The organism is Leptospira dzoumogneensis (assembly GCF_004770895.1).
In the GTDB taxonomy this organism is placed as follows: Bacteria; Spirochaetota; Leptospiria; order Leptospirales; family Leptospiraceae; genus Leptospira_B; species Leptospira_B dzoumogneensis.
The window spans coordinates 549,795-572,945 of the sequence record NZ_RQHS01000019.1; the positions used below are offsets into that span (position 1 = coordinate 549,795).

Genomic DNA, 23,151 nt, shown 5'->3' on the forward strand with positions numbered 1-23,151 from the left:
TAGGTTTTAGGATAATCCTTGACATATTGCTATACCATACAGGGTATACGTTATGGAATTAGATGAAATAAGAAAACAACTCACCCATAGACTGCATAGGATTAAAGGTCAATTGGACGCGCTTGAAAAAAGTTTGCATAATAAGGATGAAGATTGTGAAAAAACATTAATTCTACTCAAAGCTTCCAGCCAGGCTCTTAAAAAATTTGGAGAAGCTTATGTTCAGGAATACATGGATAGATGTTTCTCTGAAAAAAAATCCTCCGCTTCTATTCAGAAAAACCTGAAAAAAGCAATTAAAGCCGCGTTCTCCTTATAATCTCCCTTTTTCACCCCTATTCGCCTTTTTGCGTTCGGAATCAGTTTTGAACGCAAAATTTATTTCGCCTCGGTTTTTTGTTGACTAATCATATACCCCCACGGGTATATGGAGTTATTGCATACCTAGGGGGGTATATGATATGGAGAATACAAATAATCAAAGCTGGTATTTGGAAAGGGTCTTATTCCTGATTGCAGGGTCGTTCTCTTTGATCGGTTTGTTTATCGCGAACTTTTTTAGTCCTTGGGGGCTTCTTCTGAACCTCTTGGTCGGGGTCAATATGGTCCTTTTTTCCTCGGTAGGCTTTTGTCCGATGGCCTTCATTCTTACTAGGCTGGGCGTTCCTAAAAAATGCGGATCGGATAAATAAATCCAATGAGATATAGATCCGCTCTATCGTTGATACTGGGTGGGGTATTCTTTCTGATACCTCTTACAAGTCACGCTTCCGATCCTAGTATGGATTTTTTCTCCGTATGGGAAAAGGTGGCCGGAAATTCCCCTTCTTTACAAACGAAAAGTTTGGAAATAGAAGCTGCGAAATCCGCAAGCGCTAGAGCGGGTTTGCATTGGTTTCCTAAATTGTATACGGATGTTCGTACTTATCAAACGAACGATCCAATCCTAAATTTTACCGGAAAACTGGGGCAAAGATCCGCAACTCAATCCGACTTTTCTACGGCGAGTAATCGATCTAATCTTTCCAATTTTTTGGATTCAAATAACCAGCTTTATCAAAATATAAATCCGAATTCGGCGAATATTTTTGCGAAAGACACCTTAAATCATCCGGGTAGTAATATATATTCCCGCGGGACCTTGGGCCTTGAGTTCCCGGTATATGAAGGAGGTTCCGGCCAAGCTTTTAAGGAAATTAAGGATAAAGAACTTCAATCGTATGTTCTAGAATCGGAGTATTTTAGAAAAACTTTATATATTCAAACTGCTGTTTCTTTCCATTCTTTCTTAGTGTTTTCCGGCGGAGTTAAGGAGAGGGAGAAAATACTCCGTCAATTGGATTTCTTCGTGAACGCGTATAGATTAGATACGGCTGGGAATCCGATCGGTCATTCCGGTTCCCTCGCGTTAAGATCCGTTCAACTTAGGGTTTCTTCCGAGATAAAGGAGAAGGAACTATATCGAAAAGAATCCTTAGAATCGATCCGGATACTTTCGGGAGGTTTGCTGGAAGATCTTAGACCGGCGGAAACTTCTTCATCACGTTTTTATGAAGAAGTTCTACCTTTACCATCTTCTTCGTCCGAGAGACATACCGCGATCTCTAAAATTCTGGAATCTCATTCAAACATATCCAAACAAAAGGTAACAATGGAGAATTCTAAATTTCTGCCTAAGGTAGGAGTTTATGCGGAAGCATACGGATACAACGGGGATAGGAACTTCGCAAATTCTTATAATGCCGGAGTTTTTCTACAAATGAATCTGCTTAATCCTACTGATATAGGTTCAAAAAAAGAAGCAATGATCCAAGCGGAAGCGGCAGAAACAAAAGCCAAAGAAGCAAGATTGAAAGAAAACTCCGAGTTCAAGATCCTTTTAGAAAAGGAAAGAGTATTGTCTGAAAATAGAAAAGATTCCGAACAATCCTACCGGATACAATATGAACAACTTCTTCTTTCTCAAACATTATTCAAAAGAGGAAATATTCCCGCCTCAAGTTTGGCGGAAAGTTTCTCAAGAACCTCCGACGCCTTATCCAGGAAAGAGTTTATGGATTTGGAATATTTAAGAACGAGAGCTCAGCTCATCCTTTATTCCGAGGAAAACAATGAAGGAAAATAATAAACAAACACAGACCGAAGGTTTCGCAGGAATACTAGCGGGAAAATTTATCGGTTCGAAACTGACTCCTATTTTTGCAATAGTGAGCATCCTTGCGGGAATTTTATCAGTATATCTAACTCCGAAAGAAGAAGAGCCTCAGATCTCAGTTCCTATGGTGGATATCTCGTTCTTTTCTCCTCAATATTCGGCGAACGAGATGGAAAGAAAAATTACTGAACCGGTGGAAAGATCCGTATGGGGTTTGGAAGGAGTCGAATATGTTTATTCCGCAACCAGAGATCATCAATCTTTGATCACTGTCCGATTTAAGGTGGGAGAACCTTTAGAGCCTTCTTTAGTCAAGATCCATCATAAAATTTTAGAGATCAAAAACCAACTTCCTCCGAATACTTCTGATCCATCGGTAAATTCTTATACGATTGATGATGTTCCTTTTTTAGCCCTTACTTTCAGTTCTACTGATACGGACGATTATTCTCTTCGTAATTTGGTATCTCCTTTGGCTAGAGAATTATCTTCTACTCCCGATCTTTCCAAAGTGGAATTATTGGGAGGAAGAAAAAGATCGGTTCGAGTAATCGCAAATCCGCAACGAATGAAAGAGTTCGGTATAGATTTTATCCAAATGGCCGAAAGTCTTCAGGCAAATTCTTCCGATTTTCCGGCGGGGAAAAACTGGGGAATAAAAAACGTCTACGATATAGAGATCGGTTCCTCGATCCGAAATACGGATGATCTGAAAAAGATCCCTATTAAACAAAGCTGGGGAAGAGTCGTTAAGCTGGGGGATATAGCTCAGGTATACGAAGGACCTCAGGAGAGAAGCAGACAATCTTTCTTCTTTCAAAAAGAAAACCCTGAAATAGGAGAGAATGCTGTTACGATCGTATTTTCAAAAAGAAAGGGAACTAACGTAGAAGAATTATCTAGGATCATCCGAGAACGTGCAGACGAATTTAGAAAAGATCTTCCGAGCGGAATTAAACTCAGTGTGATCCGCGACTATGGAAAAACGGCAGGAATAAAATCAAAGGAACTGATAGAACATCTTCTTATTGCGACTATTTCCGTTTCCGTTTTGATCGCTTTATGGATGGGGATCCGAGCTTCCTTCGTAGTATTCGTAGCGATCCCGGTCACTTTAGCTCTTACATTAGCGATTTATTATTTTCTGGATTACACTCTGAATCGAGTTACCCTATTCGCACTGATTTTCTCGATAGGTATACTCGTAGATGATGCAATCGTCGTAGTCGAGAATATAGAAAGGCATCTTGCATTTCCCGGAAATAAGGGGAAGATCAGATCCATCATAGATGCAGTTTCGGAAGTAGGAAATCCAACCATATTGGCAACCTTCACAGTGATTGCAGCGATACTGCCTATGGCATTCGTGCGCGGTTTGATGGGACCTTATATGAAACCGATCCCTGTCGGAGCCAGTCTTGCTATGCTTCTTTCCTTATTGGTAGCCTTTTCAGTCATTCCTTGGATCAGTTTAAGGATTTTGAAAGAACATACCGGGACTGCAGCGAAACAGAAAATTTCACGTTTGGATGCGATCTATCTCAGGATTGCTGGATGGCTTTTAGGATCTAAATCAAACCTTATAAAAATGATCCTTCTGATCATTGCATTATTTGTCGTTTCAGTTTCCTTAGTGGCATTTAAAGCGGTGAAAGTGAAGATGTTACCTTTTGACGATAAGGACGAATTTCAGATCATATTGGATTTTGATCCTAGGACTCCTCTTTCCAAAACCGTAGAATTAAGTTCCGAACTTGCAAAATCGATTTTGAAGGAAAAAAATGTGGAGAAGGTCCAAATATTCGCAGGAGAGCCCGCTCCCTTCTCCTTTTCCGGAATGGTAAAGCATACTTTTTTGAGAAGAGAGGAATGGAAATCGGATCTTCATATAGTTTTAAAAGACAAAGATTCCAGAAAGAAAAAGAGTCACGAGATCATAGAATCTATTCGTCCTATTTTAAAAAAATATAATAAAGAAAATTCCGTACTTAGCAAGGTGCTGGAGATCCCGCCTGGGCCTCCGGTACTTTCTACCTTGGTCGTAGAAATATACGGGCCGACTGAAAAAGAAAGGATCAAAGTTGCCGAAGAGATCCGTTCGATTGCGGAAGCCCAGGAAGGAATTGTAGATCTGGATTCCAGTCTTTCTGAGATCAGGCCTAAGATAAGATATCCTTACAGATTTGATAAAGGAGGACTTGTTGGAATTCCTTCTTCCGTTATGGCAAGGAACACTGGATTGTTTTTCGGAGAAACTCCTGTATTCATTCTATCCGAGTCGGAACATCCGGAAGATATTTCGGTAGATTTGTCCGTTCCGAATGAATTTAGATCTTCACATTCTCCATTTTCCAGTTGGGATCTATCCTCTCAATTTTCAGGATCCGTTTCCCCTAAAAATTTAGTCGGAGAAGGAGAAAGAATTTCTTCAAAAGTACTTCATCGAAAAAATCTAAAACCTTTGGAATATGTGACTGCGGAGTTTTCCGGAAAAGAAGAAGCTCCGGTTTACGGAATTCTTTCTTTGAGTCCTAAAATCCAATATCCGATCTATACTTCCGAGGTGCCATGGAATACAAAACATCCGGTTATAAAATGGGACGGAGAGTGGTTCATAACGTATGAGGTCTTTCGTGATCTAGGCGGGGCGTTTGCAGTTGTGATGATCTTGATCTATGTTTTGGTACTTGGCTGGTTCCAAGATTATAAACTTCCGATCATTATCATGGCGCCGATACCGATTTCTCTTATAGGTATTATTCCGGGGCATTTAGTCTCCGGAGCTTATTTTACGGCAACGTCTATGATTGGATTTATTGCCGGAGCTGGGATCATAGTTCGAAACTCGATCATTTTAGTGGATTTTATTCAAGCCGAGATCGAAGCGGGAAAGGATCTAAAAAGAGCGGTCTTAGATGCCGGAGTGGTTCGTTTTCGACCTATGTTTTTGACTGCGGCTGCGGTGATAGTCGGATCTTCCGTAATGTTATTCGATCCGATTTTTCAAGGCCTGGCAGTGTCCTTAATTTTCGGAGAAATTGCGGCGACAGTGCTGAGTAGGTTCGTCGTTCCTGCGTTTTACTTTTGGTTTTCTGGAAGAAGAGGATGATTTTGCCGAAGAAGGACTCGCCTCTACGCAACGAAACTTCTATTGGGACTCGACCGCTACACAGTTTCGCATCCTGCAAAACTTGGTTCCGCGGCGTGTCTCACTGGCCTCAGCACATCCTGTGCTTCAGGCGCAAAAATGTACGCTCCCTATGGGTCGCTATTTTTGCTTTCCAGTTCGACCGTTCGAGTCCCTTGGATCTATTTTAATATTAGTGAAATTTTATGCCGAAGAAGGGACTCGAACCCCCACGGTGTTACCCGCTGGTACCTGAAACCAGTGCGTCTACCAATTCCGCCACTTCGGCTAGTGGTTGGAGGGATTTGTTTCCCTACGGATAATTTTGCCTTTAGGGACTTTCCGTCAGCTTATTTTTGGAATTCATTGACACGATAATTAAGAGGAAAGTAGGGTCAGGATAGAATGAAAGAAGAACGCAAAACTTCGGAGACGGACATCAAACTCTCCCTGAATATTCGGGGTACAGGTAATTATAAATTCGATACTCAAATTCCGTTCTTCGAGCATATGCTTTCCCATGTTTCTAAACATGGTCTTCTGGATATCGATCTATGGCTGCGAGGCGACATAGAAATCGATTGCCATCATAGCGTCGAGGACACCGCGATCCTTCTTGGTGCAACTCTTCACAAGCAGTTGGGAGACAAGGCCGGTATCAGAAGATACGGTCATTACACTCTTCCAATGGACGAGGTTCTTACCACTGTTGCTGTGGACTTGGGCGGTAGATATTATTACAAATATACCGGTCCTGAACTTGTGGGCAAGTTCGGGATTTACGATGCAGAGCTGTCGTTGGAATTCCTACAGAAGTTCGCTTTGAATGCGAAGATGAATCTTCACGTTCATGTTCATTACGGAGAAAACCGTCACCATATTCATGAATCCATTTTTAAAGCTTTCGGTAAGGCTTTGAGAATGGCGATTGAGATAGATCCCGCTGCGGGCGGAGCAATTCCTTCTACAAAGGGTGTTTTGGAATGATAGCCGTTCTTGATTATGGAATGGGGAATATTCACTCCTGCTTAAAAGCGATCTCACTCTTCACTAAAGATTTTTCTTATACTAAGGAGCCGTCCGTTTTGAAGCAGGCGGATGCGATCATTCTTCCCGGTGACGGCCATTTTGATAAAGCGATGAAAAATCTGAACGAGTCAGGTTTGAGAACTTTTATAGATGATCACGTAAAAGCGGGAAAACCTTTGTTCGGGATCTGTATCGGTTTTCAAATTTTGTTCGAAGATTCCGACGAAGTAATTTCCGGAAATAAGAATGCGACTGTTCCCGGACTAGGTTATGTCAAAGGTAAGATCCGCAAGTTTAAGGGAAAAAACTATAAAGTCCCTCATATCGGTTGGAATAAATTATATAAAAGAAATCCTTCTAAGAGTAATTTATTGAAAAATTTAGAAGACGAATCCTTCGCTTATTTTATACACTCCTACCGTCCCGTTGGAGTGGAGAGTTCCGCGATCACAGGTTTCTGCGATTATTATGGGGAGAAGTTCCCGGCAGTGGTTGAGAAAGGAAACGTTTTTGGAACACAATTCCATCCTGAAAAATCCCATTCCTTCGGTCTAAAGATTCTGGAGAACTTTATTCAATCCTTATGATTTTAATTCCAGCCATTGACTTGTTGGATAATTGCGCCGTTAGATTATTCAAAGGCAATTACGACGAAAAAACGATCTACTCTACAGAGCCTTGGAAACTTGCAGAAGGTTTCGAAAGAAACGGTGCTACTCTCTTACATCTTGTGGACCTGAACGGCGCAAGAAACCAGATCGGGATCAATACGGAATCTATTTCAAAAATTCGTAAATCTTCTAAACTTAAGATCCAATTAGGAGGCGGTATTAGAGATAAAGAGAAGTTAGAATATTACGATTCTATCGGTATCGACCGTTTCATCCTAGGAACAGCGGCCGTTAATAATCCTGAACTTCTGGATTTTGCTCTCAAAAAATACGGAGAAGATAGGATCGTAGTGGCGGTAGATGCCAGAGACGGTATAGTCAAAATTGCAGGCTGGGAAGTGGACTCGGGTGTGAAATATCTGGACCTTCTGGAAAAAATGCAACAAGCAGGCATCCGTAATATTATTTTCACGGATATCGCCCAAGATGGAACTTTGGCGGGTCCAAACCTTAACGCATATAAGGAAATTTTAAGCAGATATAATTTTCAAGTAATTGCATCCGGTGGTATTTCTTCTTTGAAAGATATCATGGCATTATCCTCATTAGGGACCTCCGTTCCGATGTATGGAGTGATTACCGGAAAGGCTCTATACGAAGGTAAAATAGATCTTGCCGAAGCGATCACTAGCTTGGGCTCCGATTAATTTTTAATTCCTTTTTATAAGTACATATCCGCATATTTTTTCTTTCCTTATGCCTTCCAGGTATGTAAAAAGGTATTTTGTAATCGGAGTCCCGAATGAAAAAATTGTCCCCTAGCTCTATTCTTGCCGTAATTTCCGGTGTCGCGGCGTTTATCTCGTTCTTATTGATCAGAAAATATTTCGGCGGCGAAACTGCGGACGGACTAGCACAATCACTTTGTGATGCAGTCAGTGAATCAGGTTCTTGTTCTAAGGTTTCCGAAAGCAGCATCTCTGCGATCAGGAACGTTCCTTGGTTGGGAGATCTTCCGATCGCTCTTTTCGGATTTTCATTTTACGGATTTGTTACATACCTTTTTGTAAGATCTGAAAAAAGCCCTGAAAACAAAGAAGGGTACCTTCTTCTTTCCTTTTACATTTTGCTTGTAGCATTGGTGGTTGATCTTGGATTATTCTCCGCTTCCGTATTTTATATAGATGCGATTTGCGGACTTTGTGCGGTTACTTGGATCTCTACTTTGATCTTGGTTGCAGGGACCTTCTTCCAAATTAAGGATTATAAGGACAAATCTTTGAAAAAAGCATTCGGCATCTTTCAATTGGAAGGCTTAAATACTTACATAGTTGTTCTATTGTTCCTAGCCGCGGGCCAAATCGGAGGAAAATCTTTCCATGATTCTTTAGTGGAAGGGGAGCATACTGGTGTCGCTCAGATCCAAAAACAATTGGCAGATTACGAAAAAGCTCAGTTAGTTTCCATTGATCTACAAGGTTCTTCCATACAAGGAGATCCTAATGCACCGATCACGATCGTTAAGTTTGCCGACTTCAATTGTGGTCACTGTATGGATACTTCTCATATTTTGAAAAGAGTTTTGAGAGATTATCCGGGATTAGTAAAGATCGTTTATAAAAATTTCCCATTGGATGCGAATTGTAACCGATTGGTGCAATCTCCTCGTCCTGATGCTAGTTCTTGTGTTGCAGCATCCGCAGCTATTTGCGCGGATAAACAAAATAAATTCCCTGCGGTTTACGAAGGACTTTATAGAAACACTGAGAACCGTATTGCTCACTCTCCTGCTTCCGTGTTGAGCTTAGCGCAGCAAGAAGGTTTGGATATGAATCAGTTCCGTGCATGTTTGTCTTCTCCTGCGGTCCGTAATCAGATCAATAAAGAAGTGGATGATGCTGAAAAGGTAGAGATCCACAGCACACCTAGCTTATTTATTAATAATAAACCGATCCAAAGTGGAACTCCTAAAGAAGCTTTCTTAAGAGCTTTGATCGAAAGTTTAATTAAGAAGGTCTGAGGTTTTAAGTGTCGGAAGCAGCCGAAGTCTCCAAAAAAAATTTCTATTGTAGGAACTGCGGCTCTTCCATTCTTTCCGATTCGGAAAAATGTTTGTTTTGCGGTTCTTATCAGTTACCTGGAAGAATTCCTTATTTTAAATTTCTTTCAGAAAGTAGGTTATTTCGCACTGCTTTCTTTTTTCCTTTTTCGGCTCTGATTGCTTTTGCACTTCCGATCATACACGCGTTGAATCCGATCCCATTTTTGGATTGGTCTTGGATACTTCTAATTTCCTTTTTCTTTTTTACATTCTCCGTCTTCGGATTCGTTTCAGAATGGATCTTTTTGAATAAATTCAAAGGAGATGCGAAGGACTTTAGAGAAGGATTTTTCGAATGGCAGAAGACATTATATCTTCGTAATCCTTATCTTTCCTATTTCGGTATGTTCTTATTCGTATGTGTTCCTTTGTTAAATTGGGAAAATCATTTTTCTTTTGCGGCATCTTCTTCCGCGATCTGGACACTATTACTCGTATTTTTATCTAAAATTCTTATTCCACTTTTCTAAACATCGGAGTTTTATCCATGCTGAAGAAGATCCTGATCATCTTTTTATCCACCGTTGCCGTACTTTTACTTTCTTTCGGGATTTTAATTTGGCATACGATCAATTTTAGGCCGATCACATTAGGTTTATATTATGAAAAGATATTTTGGGAGAATGTTCTGGATGATCCGGAGACTTTAACTTCTCTCCGAATTTTGGATTCTTGGGGAATCACTTCTCATAATTATAAATGGTCCGACTCTTCTCCCGAAAAGGAAATGGAAAGAGCAGACAAAGCAAAAAGAGATCTGGAAATACTTAAGACATATGATTCTTCCAAATTAAGCGGAGAAGATAGGATCTATTATAAGGCCTTAGAATGGGATCTGGAATTAGGGGCGGACTATGAAAAATACATCTATAATTATTATCCTGTAAACCAACTATTCGGAGTTCAGAATCATATTCCTTCCTTCTTGGCAACTTCTCATATGATAGAAGATTATGAGGATGTAGGATCTTATATTGCGAGACTAAAAGGAATTTCTGAAAAATTGGATCAAGTGATCCGAGGTTTGGAGATCAGACAATCCAACGGTGTGATCCCTCCGGATTTTATTTTAAGAAGGGTTTTAGATGAGTTAAAAAATTTCAGGGTCAAAAATCCTGAAGATAATATTTTATATGTAAGCCTTCGTAAAAAATTGGAGAAGAATGACGAGATCCTTTCCGAGCAAAAAACTTCTTCTTTGGCGGAAGTAAAAAAGATCTTAGAAACTTCCGTTTATCCTGCGTATTTTAAACTCCAAAACTTTTTAGAACAACAGCTTAAATCTGCGGATAATAAGGCTGGAGTCTGGAAACTTCCGAATGGAGACAAGTTTTACGAACATACTTTAAAATATCATACTACTACCAATCTTTCTCCGGAGGAAGTCCATTCTATCGGACTTTCAGAAGTAGCAAGAATACAAACTGAGATGAAATCCATTTTGGAAACTTCCGGAATTAGAGTTTCGGATCTGCAAACCACCATGAGGCAGTTAAGAGAAAAGTCCGAATTCCAATTCCCGAATACTCCGGAAGGAAAAGAAAAAGTCATAGAGGTCTATAAAGAGATCTTAAAAGAATCTATCGAAAGATCTAAACCTATCTTTCCTTCTTGGCCCAGAGCAAAAGTGCAGGTGGAAAGAATTCCCGAATTCAAAGAAGCAGGAGCACCCGGGGCATATTACGAGGAACCTAGCTTGGATGGAAAACGTCCCGGTGTATTCTATGCAAACTTGCGCGACTTAAAAGAGATCCCTAAATTCGGGATGAATACGTTAACGTATCATGAAACAATTCCAGGTCACCATTTACAGATTGCTTGGTCCCAAGAATTGACTTCCGCCCCAAGAAAATTAAGGACCACACATTTCACCGCATTTGTAGAAGGTTGGGCATTGTACGCGGAAAGACTTGCTAAAGATTATAATTTTTATTCAGACCCATATGTGGATTTAGGAAGACTACAAGCGGAATTATTCAGAGCGGTTCGTCTAGTTGTGGATACGGGGATCCATTACAAACGTTGGAGCAGAGAAGACGCCATCCGATATATGTCCGACAATACGGGCATGGCTCCAAAAGAAGTTTCCGCAGAGATTGAAAGATATATTGTTTATCCTGGACAAGCCTGTTCTTACAAGATCGGTATGATCTCTTTCCTAAAAATGAGAGAAGATTGGAAATCGGTTAAAGGAGAAACATTCGATATCAAAGAATATCACGGATTCGTTTTAGGAAAAGGTTCTCTTCCTCTGGAAATTTTAGAAAAAGCTTCTAAGGAAGAATTGGGACTAGTCCCTAAAAACTAGATCTTAGGGTTATGATTTAATGTCTTGGTCTTTCCTGCCGGGAAAGACTGTAAGATTGCTGCATGCAGGAATTCCCTCGCCTTAGCTACGGATTCGGAAAGAGAGAGTCCTTGGGCCAAATAAGAAGCTATCGCAGAAGAATAAGTACATCCTGTTCCATGCGGATTGAAGTCCTCCACGAAAGGTTTTGCGTATTTGTAAACTTCTCCGTTCGGAATTCCTAATACGTCCAATGCTTCTTTGGAATTTTTGATATGCCCGCCTTTTAATAAAACGGGCACTCCTAATTTTTTAGAAAGAGAAACTGCTTCGGATTCCATGGATTCGATTTTGGAGATTTCTCCGGAACCTAAAATTTTTGCCTCGTCTAGATTCGGAGTAACTAGACTCGCCATAGGAATTAATTCTGAGACTAAAGATTGGATTGCTTCGTCTTGTAAAAGTTTGGCACCGCTTGTGGCAACCATCACAGGATCCAAAACTAATTCGAAGTTTTGACCTTTCGTTTTATATTCTTTTAAAATTTTAGAAATTCTTTTGATCAGACTTTCGGAGAATAACATTCCGGTTTTGATCGCTTTTACCGGAAAATAGGAAAGCACAGCTGCGAGTTGTTTTTCTAAAAAGTCGGGATCTACTTCTAAAATTCCTGTGACACCGTCCGGATTTTGAGCGGTTAGGCAAGTGATCACGGAAGTTCCGAAAGATTCGGTGGAGTTGAAAGTTTTTAGATCCGCTTGGATACCTGCTCCACCTCCGGAGTCGGAACCTGCGATTGTTAATACTACCGGCTTTTGCATTCGGAACCTTACAGTAAATTAATCAGGCCAGCCGAATCGTTTCCAATCCACGACCTCTTCTCTAGAAAATTCGATACCTTCCGATTCTAAAAGTTTTTTTTGTATGATCGCTCTGGGAGTATCCCCTTTGTGAGAAATTTTTCCCATACTATTGATGACTCTTTGCCAAGGGATCTTCTGCTCTTGGCCTTTTTTTAAAGCGTTTAGTGCATAACCGACTGCTCTGGCCGCTCTAGGTTTTCCGATCAGAACCGCAATTCTGCCGTAGCTGGTGACTTTTCCTTTCGGGACCTTCTTTACGATTTTATAAACTAGATCGTAAAAGTTTTCCGGCTTTAATTCTATCTTTTTCTTTTTAGGTTTCGCGGTCATACGGCGGGTTTTTCTAGATTTATTTCCGCATTTGGTTGAGGAGGCCTAAGAGGTAATTCAACTTTGAATACCGTTTTTCCAGGCATGGATTCTACCGTAATCTTACCTTTGTGTTTTTCTACGATACCTTTTACGATACCAAGTCCGAGTCCCGAACCTTCTCCCTGATCTTTTGTAGTGAAGAATGGATCCCAAATCCTGTCTTTGATGGAAGAATCTATCCCCGGGCCGTCATCCTGCACTTCTATAGTAACTGTATCTCCGACCGAGTACGCAGATAATTCGATCGTGCCCTGTCCTCGGATTGCTTGGTTTGCATTTTGGATTAGATTGGTCCAAACCTGATTCAATTCGTCCGGATTACATACAACTTTCGGAATAGTGGAGAAGTTTTTCTTCACTTCTACTCCATACTTAAGCTGGTTGTTCATGATCACCAAAGTGTTTTCGATACCTTCTATCAAGTCGGCACTAGTGAAAGATTTACTTTGGTCTAGATGAGAATAATATTTTAAAGCTTTTACGATCCGAACTATATTTTTGATGGAATATTTAATATTTTTAATATTTCGATTCGTGTTGGATGCATGTTTTAGCATCTCATATCCGGATTTTGCACCTTGAGACAAAATTTCCATTATGTATTTTCGGACTTCCATAACGTCGTTTTCGATAATAAAGGAAGATACTTCTCCGGCTAGGGAAGTTTCGATCCCCATCTCGATCATTTCTTCTTTCAGTTCCCTTTTTATCCGGAACTTGTCTTTGGATTCCATGACCTGACTTTTTTTCCGGTCTCTTAAGATATGAAGAAGTGCGACTTCGAACGATTTTCTTAACTTTTTGTTCCTAGCGAATCTAACGATCTCGAATACGTTCTTTACTATATAATTCATATTCGATTCTAGATTATCTGCAGAGCCGTTGATCACTCCTGCGGGAGTATTGATCTCATGTGCGATCCCTGCCACCATCGTTCCTAAGGAAGCCATTTTTTCGGACATGATCAACTGGGATTGTGCGCTCTCCAATTCCTGGGTCCTATGTCTGACTTTTTCTTCCAAGGTTTCGGTAAGCTCTATTAGTCTTTCGTAAAAAATGGAATTCGAAAGTGACATCACGGAAACGGACCGCATCTCGTTCAGTTTTTCCAGTTCGGATGCAGTGTACCTTCTCCCATCGTTTTTAGGTCCTAAAACAAGCATTCCTAAAAGACTTTTGTTTAAGATAAAAGGAACGAGGAGATCCGCCTTTGTTCTTGAAGCGAATGAAAGCGCATGTTCTTTGATCTGTTGTAGTTTTGCGTTTTCTACAAATTCTTCCGAATAAAAAATTTTATCGTGTTCAGTGATCCATAGAAGAAAAGGATCGAAGATATAAAAATGATCCTCTCCCGTTTCCGTAGGATAAGGGGAGAATTTCCCTAGATCTTCTCTCCATAAATAAATTTTGGCCCGGCTGGCATTTATGATACTTGGGAGAAATTTCAGGATTTTATCGCATACACTTTCAGTGATGTTCGTTGCAATTAGGTCACTTTTGAATTTATCTAACGAAGAAAGGTATTTTACGTATTCTTGGTCCGTCAGTTTAGAAAGTGCGGATGATAAGTTCCATGCAGGTCCGAACTCATTGAACCAGATCCAAACAAATACGGCGGCCAGAGTGGTAAAAGGCAAACTGATGAGAAGCACGATCGTACGATCCGGATCCAAGGATCTGAAATCCAAACCGAAAATAAGCGCCGATTGCAATAGGAATGCGGCTAAAACAAGACCGAATATTGGTCCGAATTTGCGTATGATTTTCATCGCGTGCCCGTAAAATTAGGCTTAAGAATGTCTAGTTCCACGATTCCAGTAAAGGAGTTTTTTACGATAGCAAGGGTCTTCGGGGCCTTCTACGATCTGTACTCTCCGGAAAGAGGAAGAGTAAGGGCCGTACTCAGAGGAAGGCTCAGAAATATTTCCGCAAAAGAAAGACATCCCTTTGTTGTAGGCGACAGGGTTTGTGCGATGGAATCGGGCGGAGAATGGGCCATCGAAGAAAGATTGTCCCGTAAAAACGAACTTTTACGTAAAAGTAAAGAGGGAGATGCACAGGTACTTTGTGCTAATGTAGATCAAATTGCGGTCCTCGCCTCCTTAAAAGATCCTGAGACCAAAGATGGATTTTTAGATCGATGTTTGGCGGCCGCGTATTTGTCTCAGGTCCCTCCCCTAATCGTATTCACTAAATCCGATTTAGTGGATCGAGAAACTGCGATTAAACGCTCTTCCGTTTATAAAGATCTCGGCTATGATATAATCATTGTTTCCTGCCAGACCGGCCAAGGTCTAGAAGAACTATACTCCAAGTTTTCTTCCAAAACCACGTACTTAGTCGGGAATTCAGGAGTCGGAAAATCTAGCTTAGTAAACGTCTTATCGGATAGGGAATTGCAGAAAACTTCTCAGGTCAGTCTTTCCACTAAGAAGGGTAAACATACTACTACAAACTCAAACTTTCTGGTCTTGGAAGATAATATAGTATTAATCGATTCTCCAGGTATCAAAGAATGGGGGATCTTACACTTAACTAAAGGTGAGATCTTAGAAAGTTACCCGGAATTGAGAAAGTATAAAGAAGAATGTGATATTTCCGACTGTTGCGATGCGGGTCCTGGATGCAAAATGTTGTTTTCTATGGGAGAAGCGACCGATATAAGTATGGAAAGAAGAAAGAGCCTGGAATCTATGCTTGCAAGCCTGGAAAACCCGTTTAGAATCACACGTAGAGACCACTTAAAGAATGAAAGTAAATCCTAAATCGGTAGAATACAACTCGATCGACGAGGTTTTAAACTTCGTGCGCGATTATAACGCCGGGAATATGTTACGTTTCCTAAATGCGATCGAGGACAATAGCGGCAATATTCTAGTAAAGGAAGAGGTCCAGGTAAAAGAATCCGCTCTGACTCGACTGAAGGAAATTAAAGGTCAGTACAATCCCGAATTTAAGATAAAATTAACGAAAGAATTGATCGGCCAGATCCAGGACAAGATGGCCGAAAAGATAGTTTTGCAACTTAAGAATACGGATAAGAAATTCTTAAAGTTCATGTACGAAGAGAATAAGTTCAACTTTAAGGGAATTATTCGTAACGGGATCAATAATAAGAAACATTTACTAGCACTCTTTAAAGTTTACGAAACAAACCCTCACTTTTTCAAACATATCTGTGAATTAGGTCTATTGGCTTTGGGGATCGTTCTGATCCCGGATGCACTCAAATATAAAATGTTACGCAGGTATTCTTTCCTTGGCGGGATCTTTATGGATATCGCTAGGGTCACCGGAGACTATTGGAATAAACCGTTTCCGGACGATACGGAAAAAACAAGGATCGCGAAACAATGCGCTAACTTCATGCAGAAGTTGGATCTTCCTGAATTTGTATGTTCTGCCGCTTCTAATCACGTTCCTCTGGGGCTGCAAGACAATGTAGAAGTTGTAGCGACAGGTTCTAAAAAATCAGAGAGAGAAAATCCGGACGAAACATTCTTTGCTGAGATGATGGTAGAAGATGGGGAAAGTGATTCTACTCCTGACGACGAAGAAGACGCGGGACTTCCGGATAAATCGGAAGATCTATTACGTGAACTCCTTACTGATTCCTTAAAGATCGCTAGATATATCCATACGGTTAGCTCCTTCTCCCATGATAAAGAATATGTAATGGAAGAATTGGTATACTTCTTGGCTTATAATACTTCTAGAGGATACTTTAACGAGGTACTTGCTAACCCGTTAGTGAACTTATTCAAACAATTTGAAGAAAACGTAAAGCGTATGCGTAAGTTGGCAGAAGTGGAGATGCAATGTCTTCATCCTCCAGCTGCTTGGGCCTATCCAAAACCCAAGGCGAGCCAGGTATTATGTAAGAATAAAGTCTGGGATTGTCCAAATATAGTGCAAGGTTGGGATATACACGTCATCTCATCTCAAGAAGCATTCGGTTGGGTAGGCTCTAGTCTAAGCGCGGATCATTATCCGAAGTGCAAATTGGAAGAAGAACTGGATTCTTTACCCGAAGTGGAGCCTAAAAAGGCGGAGAAAAAATAGAATTCGTTCTCATGCCGCTAACCCTTAAGGGTTATTTTCGATGCTTTTTATTATAATCTGCCAAAGGGGCATTTTTAGGAAATTTTTTTCCAAACCAAATCTTTTGCTTTTTGTAAAATGGTTTAAACAGAAGTATTGGTAAAAAGTCCTTGTTAGTTTGTTATATCTAGAGGATTCTTAAGCTTAAAAAGCGGGGGAGAATATATGTTAAAAAATAAAACCACCCTAATTCTAATGACTCTACTGGCAGCCAGCTATCTGATCGCCTGTAGTCCTAAAACAAGCAGCGGCCAAGTAAAATCGGAAGCAGCTTCTTCAGTTGCTAAGATCGTTTGGCTTAACGGTGACGTAAAAGTCCAGTCCGCCGAAGGTGAGAAAAAAGCCGAATTCGGTCAGACAGTAACTGCTGCAGACACTATCCTTACCGGTAAAAACGGATCTGTAGAGATCATGGTTGCCGAAAGCGGTATCATTAAAGTTTCCAAAGAGAGTGAAGTATCTATTGCTGCACTGATCGGAGACGAAGGAACTAACGTTAAGGTCAATCTGAACTACGGAAGGATCGTAACTCTAGTTCGTAAAGAGAACAAAAACTCCGAATTCAACGTAGTAACTCCTACTGCTCTTGCGGGAGTTCGCGGAACTACCTTCTTAACTTCTGTTGAAAACCCAACAGGCAAAAAAGTAAACTGTGCAGAAGATCATTGTGATGTTAAATTCGCAGTACTAGAAGGTTCCGTTGCGGTATCTAAAGTCGGAGAAGAGTCCGAAGTCATTCTGGAAAGAAACAGAGAGATCACTCTTAAGAAAAACCAGAAATTGACCGAAAAACTGATCCTTTCTTTAAGACCTGAGTCGGTAAAAGAACTGAAAGGACTGATCGTTCTTAAGAAAAACGACGTTTTAGAATATAATAACCTGGTGGATGAACTGAAAGCATCCAGCGAAGAACTTCGCATTTTGAGCCAGGCTTCCACAGTGGAAGAAGTTCGTACCCAATTGCAGAAACGTGAAGCTACTAGAGCCAACGCGGACGAAGTAGCTAGAACAGCTCAGCAAGTGAACGAAACTAAATATGTCCAACAAGACGTTCAAAAAGAAAAGTTGAAACTTAATCCGAAAGAAACTTTCTAATTTAGTTTCTTTCTTCTTTTCCGCTTTTCTAATTCTATAAGGGCCCCGCTATGCAGCGGGGTTTCTCTTTATAGGCATACTTTGCGCGCATGTCGTAATTTTGTAATGTTTTAAGAAGACCAACCAAGGTCGGATAATTCTCCGTAAAAAAGCCCTCATTTTTTCCAGAACTAGGAAAAGATTTGCTAAATCAGTCCCTGGGAAATTTTTTTACGGGATGGGGAACAATTCATTTCGTAATCTTATTATATTCTCTCTTATTACGAGTTTTGGGCTTACTTGCTCCTCGGTACAGAAGTTAAACGAACCTTCTAAGCTGATACAAGAACCGTATTACAAGCCGATAGGCGACTCCGAGAGTGTATTCATTTTTAGAGAATCCGAAACCGACTTTCGGGTTCGTAAAGCGGGACATGAGGTCCCGATCTTAGCATTCTCTCCTATCGAATATCCTAAATCAGTGGATAAAAAATTGGCCTCTTATTTCGAACAAGAGATCAGTTTGATCTGGAAGGATGTAAAATATTCGAACGCTAAAATTTCTCCGGATGTTTGGAAAAACAAAACGGATTTAGCTCAAGAGTTAAAATCCAAAGATGTGGATGTTTTGGTTTTAGGTTCGATAATCGAATCCGATGCAGGTTGGACTTTTAAATTCGAATTAAAAGATTCAGTGGATCCAACTTCTTATGGAGACTTTGAACTTTCTTTCAAACGTCCGGTTTCCAGCGAAGAAGTAGGAGCTTGGAACCAGGCGATATTCTGGAAATCTTCCGACAGAGTTATCTCATTAGAATCCAAACAAACAACAGTTCCGGTTTGGGACAGAAAGCCCGATCTAACCAGAATTAAGGAAATCGTAAATTCTTCCGTTAGAGGGACCTTAACAGTAAGAGCTTCCTCCGGAGACACTGAGATACTTTGGAAAGGAAAGTCATTAGGAAATACTCCATTATCAGAGGTTCCGATCCAAGAAGGGATCCAAGATATACAAGTAGTCTTAAAAGGGAAAAAACCGATCACTAAGACCATTCAAGTAAGAGCAGGTAAAAAAAGTTTTCTATTCCAAGAATGGGAAGAAGATCGTACATTAGGATCTGCTAAAGTGATTACCGTACCTAACGGACTTTCCGTTTCTTTGGACGGTTACAAACAGGGAGAGACTCCTTTTTTCAGAAGTAATTTAACTCCGGGTGCATATCAGTTGGAGCTCCTAAAAGAAAGTGCGGATGGTGCTTATGTTTATTACGAAGGGATCTTGGATGTTAAGCCGGATCGTTTGGTTGAGTTAGCACTTCCTTATTTCGGATATGGATTATTGTCCGAGTTAGAATTCTGGAAACCGTCCGGAGAATTCGGATTTTCTCCTTTCGGGCCGAACGGTCTGGAATTTGCGAAAAAGAAAAACTTATCCAACGGTTGGAACGGAGTGTATTCTCTCCCGTTCATTCCGGAAGAGTTAGAGATCGAAGGTTACTTCTTACTTCCTGTAGATCATGGGGACGGTTCAGTGGCCGTGACATTCCACTTGAATGGTCTTTCTCTAGGAGTTGTAGCAGGAAAGGAGAAGGTCTCCATCTTCCAATTTCCATCCGATGGAAAAACACTCAGCACTTATAAATATTTGGATGTGGATAAGGATATTGGCCGTCCATTCTCGTTCAAAACGGATTTAAAAAACAAAAAATTGTCCCTGTATCTTGGAAGGGATGTGGTTTGGCAGGGAGATTTGCCTGCGGGAGGACTCTGGACTGTTTCCGTTTTGACCAGAGGAGAAGAGTTTAGGGAAAAAACTCCCATTAAAGATCTGAAGATTCTCTATAAGGGATACAAGTGATGAATCGTATACTTTCTCATTTTATAATATTTTCTATCGTTTCCGTTTTTGCGGTACAATGTATTTCTAAAGATTTCAGAAAATCGAATTCTCAGGATGCGATTTTAGAAAAAGATATTATAGCCGCTCAAAAATTAAAGCAAGCATCTAGACTTATCAACGAGGGGAACTCCGCTTTTCAGAAAGGGAAATTCGAAGTTTCTCTTTCTAAAGGTAGAGAAGCAGTAAAAGCATATCCTACTGCCGAAGGTTATTATTTGATAGGATCTTCCGAGTATCGTTTGGGTAAAACGGAAGATTCTTTGAACTCTTTAAAAAAGGGAACGGAATTAGATCCGGAGAATGAGCAAATCCTTTTGACCCTCGGGATCTTATACACTTCTCAAGGAGCCAATAAAGACGCTCTGGAAGTGTATTCCAAATTAGAAAAACTTCCTAAGGTGGACGGAAGCGCTTATACATTCAAAAAAGCGGTACTATTAAAAACCATCGGAAGATACGACGAAGCCTACTCCGCTCTCAAGTCTATTCCGGAGGATAAGTTTAAATTTAAGGCTCAATTGTACATGCAATTGGGAGATACCGCCGTCCAAGTAAAAGATTACGAGGCTGCAGAGTCTTATTTTGAGAAGGCTAGAAATGCGGATCCGGATCTTGCATCCGCAAAACAATCCGCTTCTGCGACTAAAGTAGCAGGTTTATTAGAAAAAGGGAATGCTGCCCTAAAAGCAAAAAGTTATAGAGAAGCGGTCCAATATTTTACTTCCTCTACTCAATTAGATCCTAAGAACCCTTCTCCATTCGTGTTTTTAGGAAACGCTAAAATACTTTCTAATGATACTGACGGTGCGATTAAAGCATTCGAAACTTCCCTAAGATTAAAAGCGGATTATTTAGAAGGATATTCCGGTCTTGCATCCGCTTATAGCAAATCAGGGAACAATCCTAAGGCGATTTCCGTTTTAGAAAAGGCGATCCCATTCTTCCCTAAAAATGCATCCATCTATAACCAGATCGGTTTGAACCAAAAGTCTTTGGGAGAAAATGCAAAGGCAATGGTTTCTTTTAGTAAGGCTCGTGAGCTGGATCCGAATTATAAGGAACCGGTCCTGAACCTTGTGTATCTTCTTGCTTCAGAGCATAGATACAAAACGGCTAAAAACGAATTGGACACTTTAAAATCGGATGAAGAAACGAAGAAGGTTGCGGCCTTCTTAGAATCTTCCGAGTTGATCCATGAAGGAGATCTGCGTCTTCGTAAAGGAGATACTAAATCCGCTAAAACTTATTTCGATCGAGCGAAGGCGAAAGACCAAGATGATCCTGGAGTTTATACTGCTTACGGTCGATTGTATCAGATCAGTGGAGATGCAAAACTTTCAGAGCAGAATTATCTTAAAGCATTGAGCCTTCAAAAAGGAAATCTTCCTGCGCTCCAAGGTTTGATCCGTTTGTATGCGACTCAGAAAAACCAATCCAAAGTGGCTCAATACACTAAAGAGTTGGAAGCAATCACAGGAAACGATCCTCTTTCCGGAATCGTATTAGCAAGAACTTACGAAGATAAAAAAGAATTCGATAAGGCGGAAAATACTTATAAAAGTTTAATGAAGAAGTACCCGGATAATGAATCTATCCAGTTCCGTCTGGCATTTCTTTATTATAAGATCGCTTTAGAAGAGAATGAAAAAGCAAATTATGATTCTGCAAGTTCTTGGCTGGCAAAAGCTGAAAAATTGACCAAAGATCTTCCTGAGATCGCGGAAGCAAAACAAACCATAGACCAGAACAGGAAATTCTCCGAAGTAGTTCCAACTATCCAAAAAGCAAATCGTCTTTTCGATAATAAGTCTTACGAAAAAGCGGTTCCTCTCTACCAATCCGCGTATGATAAGACTAAAAAGCTTACCTTATATATTAAGGTAGCTGAATGTTATCTCGCGATGGGAATGGAAGAGAAAGGAATTTCTCTTTTAGAAAATTCTCCGGAAGGTTCTAAAAACGTGGCTGCACAAGAGGCAATCTATGCATTCTTACTTAGAAAAGGAGAAGTGGATAATGCGGAGAAAGGTTTCCAAAAGGTCCTGGAAAAAAAACAGGATTCTTATTATAGCCATTATCAACTTGGAATTATCTCTCTCCAAAAGAAAAAATTCGATGCAGCGATCGAATCATTCAATCGTTCTTGGTTATTAAATCCTGAATTCACCGCTTCCAGGATCGGTAAAGGGATCGCCTATTATAATCAGAATAAGAGTAAAGAGGCCAAAGAAGAATTCGAAAGCGCCATGAAGGCGGATTCTGAAAATGAACTGGCTCCTTATAATATAGGGATCGTTCTCTTTAATGATAATCTTTTGGAACAATCCGTAACTATATTTAAGGAAATTATAAAGAAGAATCCGGACTTCCCGGATGCACATTTCCAACTTTCTTATATTTACTTTAAGAAAGGAGATCTGGAGACTGCAGATGCTGAGATCGTAAGGGCTCTTGAGCTTGAAAGAGATGAGAAGTTCTTACATGCGCGTATCAGAATTCTTTCCGAATTAAAAACTAGAAATCCCGGAAATGCGGAATACAAAAAGTTAGTTATCGAATTAGGAAGGGAACTCGCCGAAAAATATCCGAATTCTCCTTATTCCAGCCAAGCGGAAAGATTGGTACTTTCCGATTCAGATACTCCTGTGATCTTACAACCATTCCCGAATCGTGGATCTTTGGTCGGAGTTCCGGTTATCATCAACGATCTATTATTGATGAATTACGGAACTTCTATCGAAGCGCTGGATAAGAACAGAGCGATCCGTCTTTGGAGGATCACAAGTACTAAACCTTTCCGTAATGTTCTCGCGGACCGAAGAGTTTACGCATTTACGGATAGAAGTTTAGAAGTCAGAGACCAAAATTCAGGTTCCGTTTTTCAAACGATCAATCTTACGGGGATATTCAAAAAAGCAATGGTTTCCGGAGATAGAATTCTGGTAGAAACTGAAACTTCCGGAAAAAGGACCTTAACTAGTTATTCGGATACTTTCGAAGAAAACAAATCCATTCCTTTGGATTCAAAAACTTGGTCCGCATCTAAAAAAGGACATGTGTTTTTAGTACAGTCTTCTTCTAAAGAAGATAAGATCTTATATGCGGATGCGAAACTGAGTAAGGACGTAGATTCCGCTTGGACCGGAAATACGAATCCAAGATTACTTGGTGCTACGGAAGATGGAACATTTTTCCGCACGGATAAAGAGATTGTTTATGTTTCCGGAAAAGGAAAAGCGACTAAGACTGAGATCTCTGATAAGTCTGCAAATCTTTTCAGCGTAAGAGGAACCTCTCTCTGGTTTGCAGGTAACGATAAGATCTATCGCGTGGATGCGGATTCTTCCGGTCTGAAGGAGATCAAAATTTCCGACAAAGAAGTCGAAGGTCTTTTACCGGGTAAAAAGAAAGATGTGATCGTATTATATAAAGATAATACTGCTGTTAGATATGATGAAAAGGGAGAAACCGTCTGGACTTACAAGCTTGTCCAAGATTCGGACAATGTTTACTCTCTATTGTATCACTAAA

At 40.3% G+C, this 23,151-nt stretch carries 18 protein-coding genes and 1 tRNA gene; 15 read left to right on the forward strand and 4 right to left on the reverse strand.

Annotation, left to right across the window (positions count from 1 at the left end):
• Nucleotides 1-52: 52 nt before the first annotated feature.
• From EHR06_RS16210 to EHR06_RS16225, 4 genes are all read left to right on the forward strand, one after another.
• Nucleotides 53-319: a metal-sensitive transcriptional regulator gene (locus EHR06_RS16210; protein ID WP_135627959.1), complete on the forward strand. Its 267-nt coding sequence runs from the start codon at nucleotides 53-55 to the stop codon at nucleotides 317-319.
• Between the two features lie 142 nt (nucleotides 320-461).
• Nucleotides 462-692, forward strand: coding sequence for a YgaP-like transmembrane domain (locus tag EHR06_RS16215; protein ID WP_135757937.1), 231 nt, complete (start codon nucleotides 462-464; stop codon nucleotides 690-692).
• Nucleotides 693-697: 5 nt separating this feature from the next.
• Entirely contained in the window at nucleotides 698-2,125 is a 1,428-nt protein-coding gene (locus EHR06_RS16220; protein ID WP_135757938.1) for a TolC family protein, read from the forward strand.
• Entirely contained in the window at nucleotides 2,112-5,264 is a 3,153-nt protein-coding gene (locus EHR06_RS16225) for an efflux RND transporter permease subunit (protein ID WP_135757939.1), read from the forward strand. Before EHR06_RS16220 ends, EHR06_RS16225 begins: the two co-directional genes overlap by 14 nt.
• 225 nt (nucleotides 5,265-5,489) lie before the next feature.
• On the opposite strand, the gene EHR06_RS16230 is transcribed toward EHR06_RS16225, so the two are convergent.
• Nucleotides 5,490-5,571, reverse strand: a tRNA-Leu gene (locus tag EHR06_RS16230).
• 116 nt (nucleotides 5,572-5,687) lie between these two features.
• Here EHR06_RS16230 and hisB point away from each other — a divergent pair.
• The 6 genes from hisB (at nucleotide 5,688) to EHR06_RS16260 (ending at nucleotide 11,331) form a co-directional block, all read left to right on the forward strand.
• Entirely contained in the window at nucleotides 5,688-6,269 is a 582-nt protein-coding gene (gene hisB / locus EHR06_RS16235) for an imidazoleglycerol-phosphate dehydratase HisB (protein WP_100704931.1), read from the forward strand.
• Nucleotides 6,266-6,898: an imidazole glycerol phosphate synthase subunit HisH gene (hisH, locus tag EHR06_RS16240; RefSeq protein ID WP_135757940.1), complete on the forward strand. Its 633-nt coding sequence runs from the start codon at nucleotides 6,266-6,268 to the stop codon at nucleotides 6,896-6,898. The genes hisB and hisH overlap by 4 nt, the downstream gene beginning before the upstream one ends.
• On the forward strand, nucleotides 6,895-7,629 hold the full coding sequence (gene hisA, locus EHR06_RS16245) for a 1-(5-phosphoribosyl)-5-[(5-phosphoribosylamino)methylideneamino]imidazole-4-carboxamide isomerase (RefSeq protein ID WP_135757941.1): 735 nt from the start codon (nucleotides 6,895-6,897) through the stop codon (nucleotides 7,627-7,629). The genes hisH and hisA overlap by 4 nt, the downstream gene beginning before the upstream one ends.
• A gap of 95 nt (nucleotides 7,630-7,724) precedes the next feature.
• Nucleotides 7,725-8,942, forward strand: a complete 1,218-nt coding sequence (locus tag EHR06_RS16250; protein ID WP_135757942.1) for a vitamin K epoxide reductase/DsbA family protein — start codon at nucleotides 7,725-7,727, stop codon at nucleotides 8,940-8,942.
• Nucleotides 8,943-8,950: 8 nt separating this feature from the next.
• Nucleotides 8,951-9,493 carry a hypothetical protein gene (locus EHR06_RS16255; RefSeq protein ID WP_135757943.1) on the forward strand — a complete coding sequence of 181 codons (543 nt, stop codon included), beginning with the start codon at nucleotides 8,951-8,953 and terminating at the stop codon, nucleotides 9,491-9,493.
• A 17-nt stretch (nucleotides 9,494-9,510) separates the two neighbouring features.
• Entirely contained in the window at nucleotides 9,511-11,331 is a 1,821-nt protein-coding gene (locus EHR06_RS16260) for a DUF885 domain-containing protein (protein ID WP_135757944.1), read from the forward strand.
• On the opposite strand, the gene thiD is transcribed toward EHR06_RS16260, so the two are convergent.
• Genes thiD through EHR06_RS16275 form a run of 3 tightly spaced genes read right to left on the reverse strand, consistent with a single transcriptional unit; the run spans nucleotide 11,328 to nucleotide 14,314 of the window.
• Entirely contained in the window at nucleotides 11,328-12,131 is an 804-nt protein-coding gene (gene thiD / locus EHR06_RS16265; protein ID WP_135757945.1) for a bifunctional hydroxymethylpyrimidine kinase/phosphomethylpyrimidine kinase, read from the reverse strand. The genes EHR06_RS16260 and thiD overlap by 4 nt on opposite strands.
• Before the next feature lie 18 nt (nucleotides 12,132-12,149).
• Nucleotides 12,150-12,503 carry an MGMT family protein gene (locus tag EHR06_RS16270; RefSeq protein ID WP_135757946.1) on the reverse strand — a complete coding sequence of 118 codons (354 nt, stop codon included), beginning with the start codon at nucleotides 12,501-12,503 and terminating at the stop codon, nucleotides 12,150-12,152.
• Nucleotides 12,500-14,314 (reverse strand): sensor histidine kinase, encoded by a 1,815-nt coding sequence (locus EHR06_RS16275; protein ID WP_135757947.1) that lies wholly within the window; start codon nucleotides 14,312-14,314, stop codon nucleotides 12,500-12,502. The genes EHR06_RS16270 and EHR06_RS16275 overlap by 4 nt, the downstream gene beginning before the upstream one ends.
• 27 nt (nucleotides 14,315-14,341) lie before the next feature.
• On the opposite strand from EHR06_RS16275, the gene rsgA reads away from it, so the two are divergent.
• The 5 genes from rsgA (at nucleotide 14,342) to EHR06_RS16300 (ending at nucleotide 23,150) form a co-directional block, all read left to right on the forward strand.
• On the forward strand, nucleotides 14,342-15,310 hold the full coding sequence (gene rsgA, locus EHR06_RS16280) for a ribosome small subunit-dependent GTPase A (RefSeq protein WP_135757948.1): 969 nt from the start codon (nucleotides 14,342-14,344) through the stop codon (nucleotides 15,308-15,310).
• Nucleotides 15,294-16,607: a hypothetical protein gene (locus EHR06_RS16285; protein WP_135757949.1), complete on the forward strand. Its 1,314-nt coding sequence runs from the start codon at nucleotides 15,294-15,296 to the stop codon at nucleotides 16,605-16,607. The genes rsgA and EHR06_RS16285 overlap by 17 nt, the downstream gene beginning before the upstream one ends.
• Before the next feature lie 204 nt (nucleotides 16,608-16,811).
• Nucleotides 16,812-17,741 (forward strand): FecR family protein, encoded by a 930-nt coding sequence (locus tag EHR06_RS16290; RefSeq protein ID WP_135757950.1) that lies wholly within the window; start codon nucleotides 16,812-16,814, stop codon nucleotides 17,739-17,741.
• Nucleotides 17,742-17,958: 217 nt separating this feature from the next.
• Entirely contained in the window at nucleotides 17,959-19,578 is a 1,620-nt protein-coding gene (locus tag EHR06_RS16295; RefSeq protein ID WP_244288628.1) for an LIC10124 family lipoprotein, read from the forward strand.
• Nucleotides 19,578-23,150, forward strand: a complete 3,573-nt coding sequence (locus EHR06_RS16300) for a tetratricopeptide repeat protein (protein ID WP_135757951.1) — start codon at nucleotides 19,578-19,580, stop codon at nucleotides 23,148-23,150. Before EHR06_RS16295 ends, EHR06_RS16300 begins: the two co-directional genes overlap by 1 nt.
• Nucleotide 23,151: the final 1 nt, after the last annotated feature.

Coding starts and splice junctions, on each gene's coding strand:
- hisB (WP_100704931.1), top strand. CDS start 5,688: ATGAAAGAAGAACGCAAAACTTCGGAGACGGACATCAAACTCTCCCTG.
- EHR06_RS16270 (WP_135757946.1), bottom strand. CDS start 12,503: ATGACCGCGAAACCTAAAAAGAAAAAGATAGAATTAAAGCCGGAAAAC.
- EHR06_RS16250 (WP_135757942.1), top strand. CDS start 7,725: ATGAAAAAATTGTCCCCTAGCTCTATTCTTGCCGTAATTTCCGGTGTC.
- hisA (WP_135757941.1), top strand. CDS start 6,895: ATGATTTTAATTCCAGCCATTGACTTGTTGGATAATTGCGCCGTTAGA.
- EHR06_RS16260 (WP_135757944.1), top strand. CDS start 9,511: ATGCTGAAGAAGATCCTGATCATCTTTTTATCCACCGTTGCCGTACTT.
- rsgA (WP_135757948.1), top strand. CDS start 14,342: ATGTCTAGTTCCACGATTCCAGTAAAGGAGTTTTTTACGATAGCAAGG.
- EHR06_RS16300 (WP_135757951.1), top strand. CDS start 19,578: ATGAATCGTATACTTTCTCATTTTATAATATTTTCTATCGTTTCCGTT.
- EHR06_RS16275 (WP_135757947.1), bottom strand. CDS start 14,314: ATGAAAATCATACGCAAATTCGGACCAATATTCGGTCTTGTTTTAGCC.
- thiD (WP_135757945.1), bottom strand. CDS start 12,131: ATGCAAAAGCCGGTAGTATTAACAATCGCAGGTTCCGACTCCGGAGGT.
- EHR06_RS16290 (WP_135757950.1), top strand. CDS start 16,812: ATGTTAAAAAATAAAACCACCCTAATTCTAATGACTCTACTGGCAGCC.
- hisH (WP_135757940.1), top strand. CDS start 6,266: ATGATAGCCGTTCTTGATTATGGAATGGGGAATATTCACTCCTGCTTA.
- EHR06_RS16210 (WP_135627959.1), top strand. CDS start 53: ATGGAATTAGATGAAATAAGAAAACAACTCACCCATAGACTGCATAGG.
- EHR06_RS16220 (WP_135757938.1), top strand. CDS start 698: ATGAGATATAGATCCGCTCTATCGTTGATACTGGGTGGGGTATTCTTT.
- EHR06_RS16295 (WP_244288628.1), top strand. CDS start 17,959: ATGGGGAACAATTCATTTCGTAATCTTATTATATTCTCTCTTATTACG.
- EHR06_RS16225 (WP_135757939.1), top strand. CDS start 2,112: ATGAAGGAAAATAATAAACAAACACAGACCGAAGGTTTCGCAGGAATA.
- EHR06_RS16285 (WP_135757949.1), top strand. CDS start 15,294: ATGAAAGTAAATCCTAAATCGGTAGAATACAACTCGATCGACGAGGTT.
- EHR06_RS16215 (WP_135757937.1), top strand. CDS start 462: ATGGAGAATACAAATAATCAAAGCTGGTATTTGGAAAGGGTCTTATTC.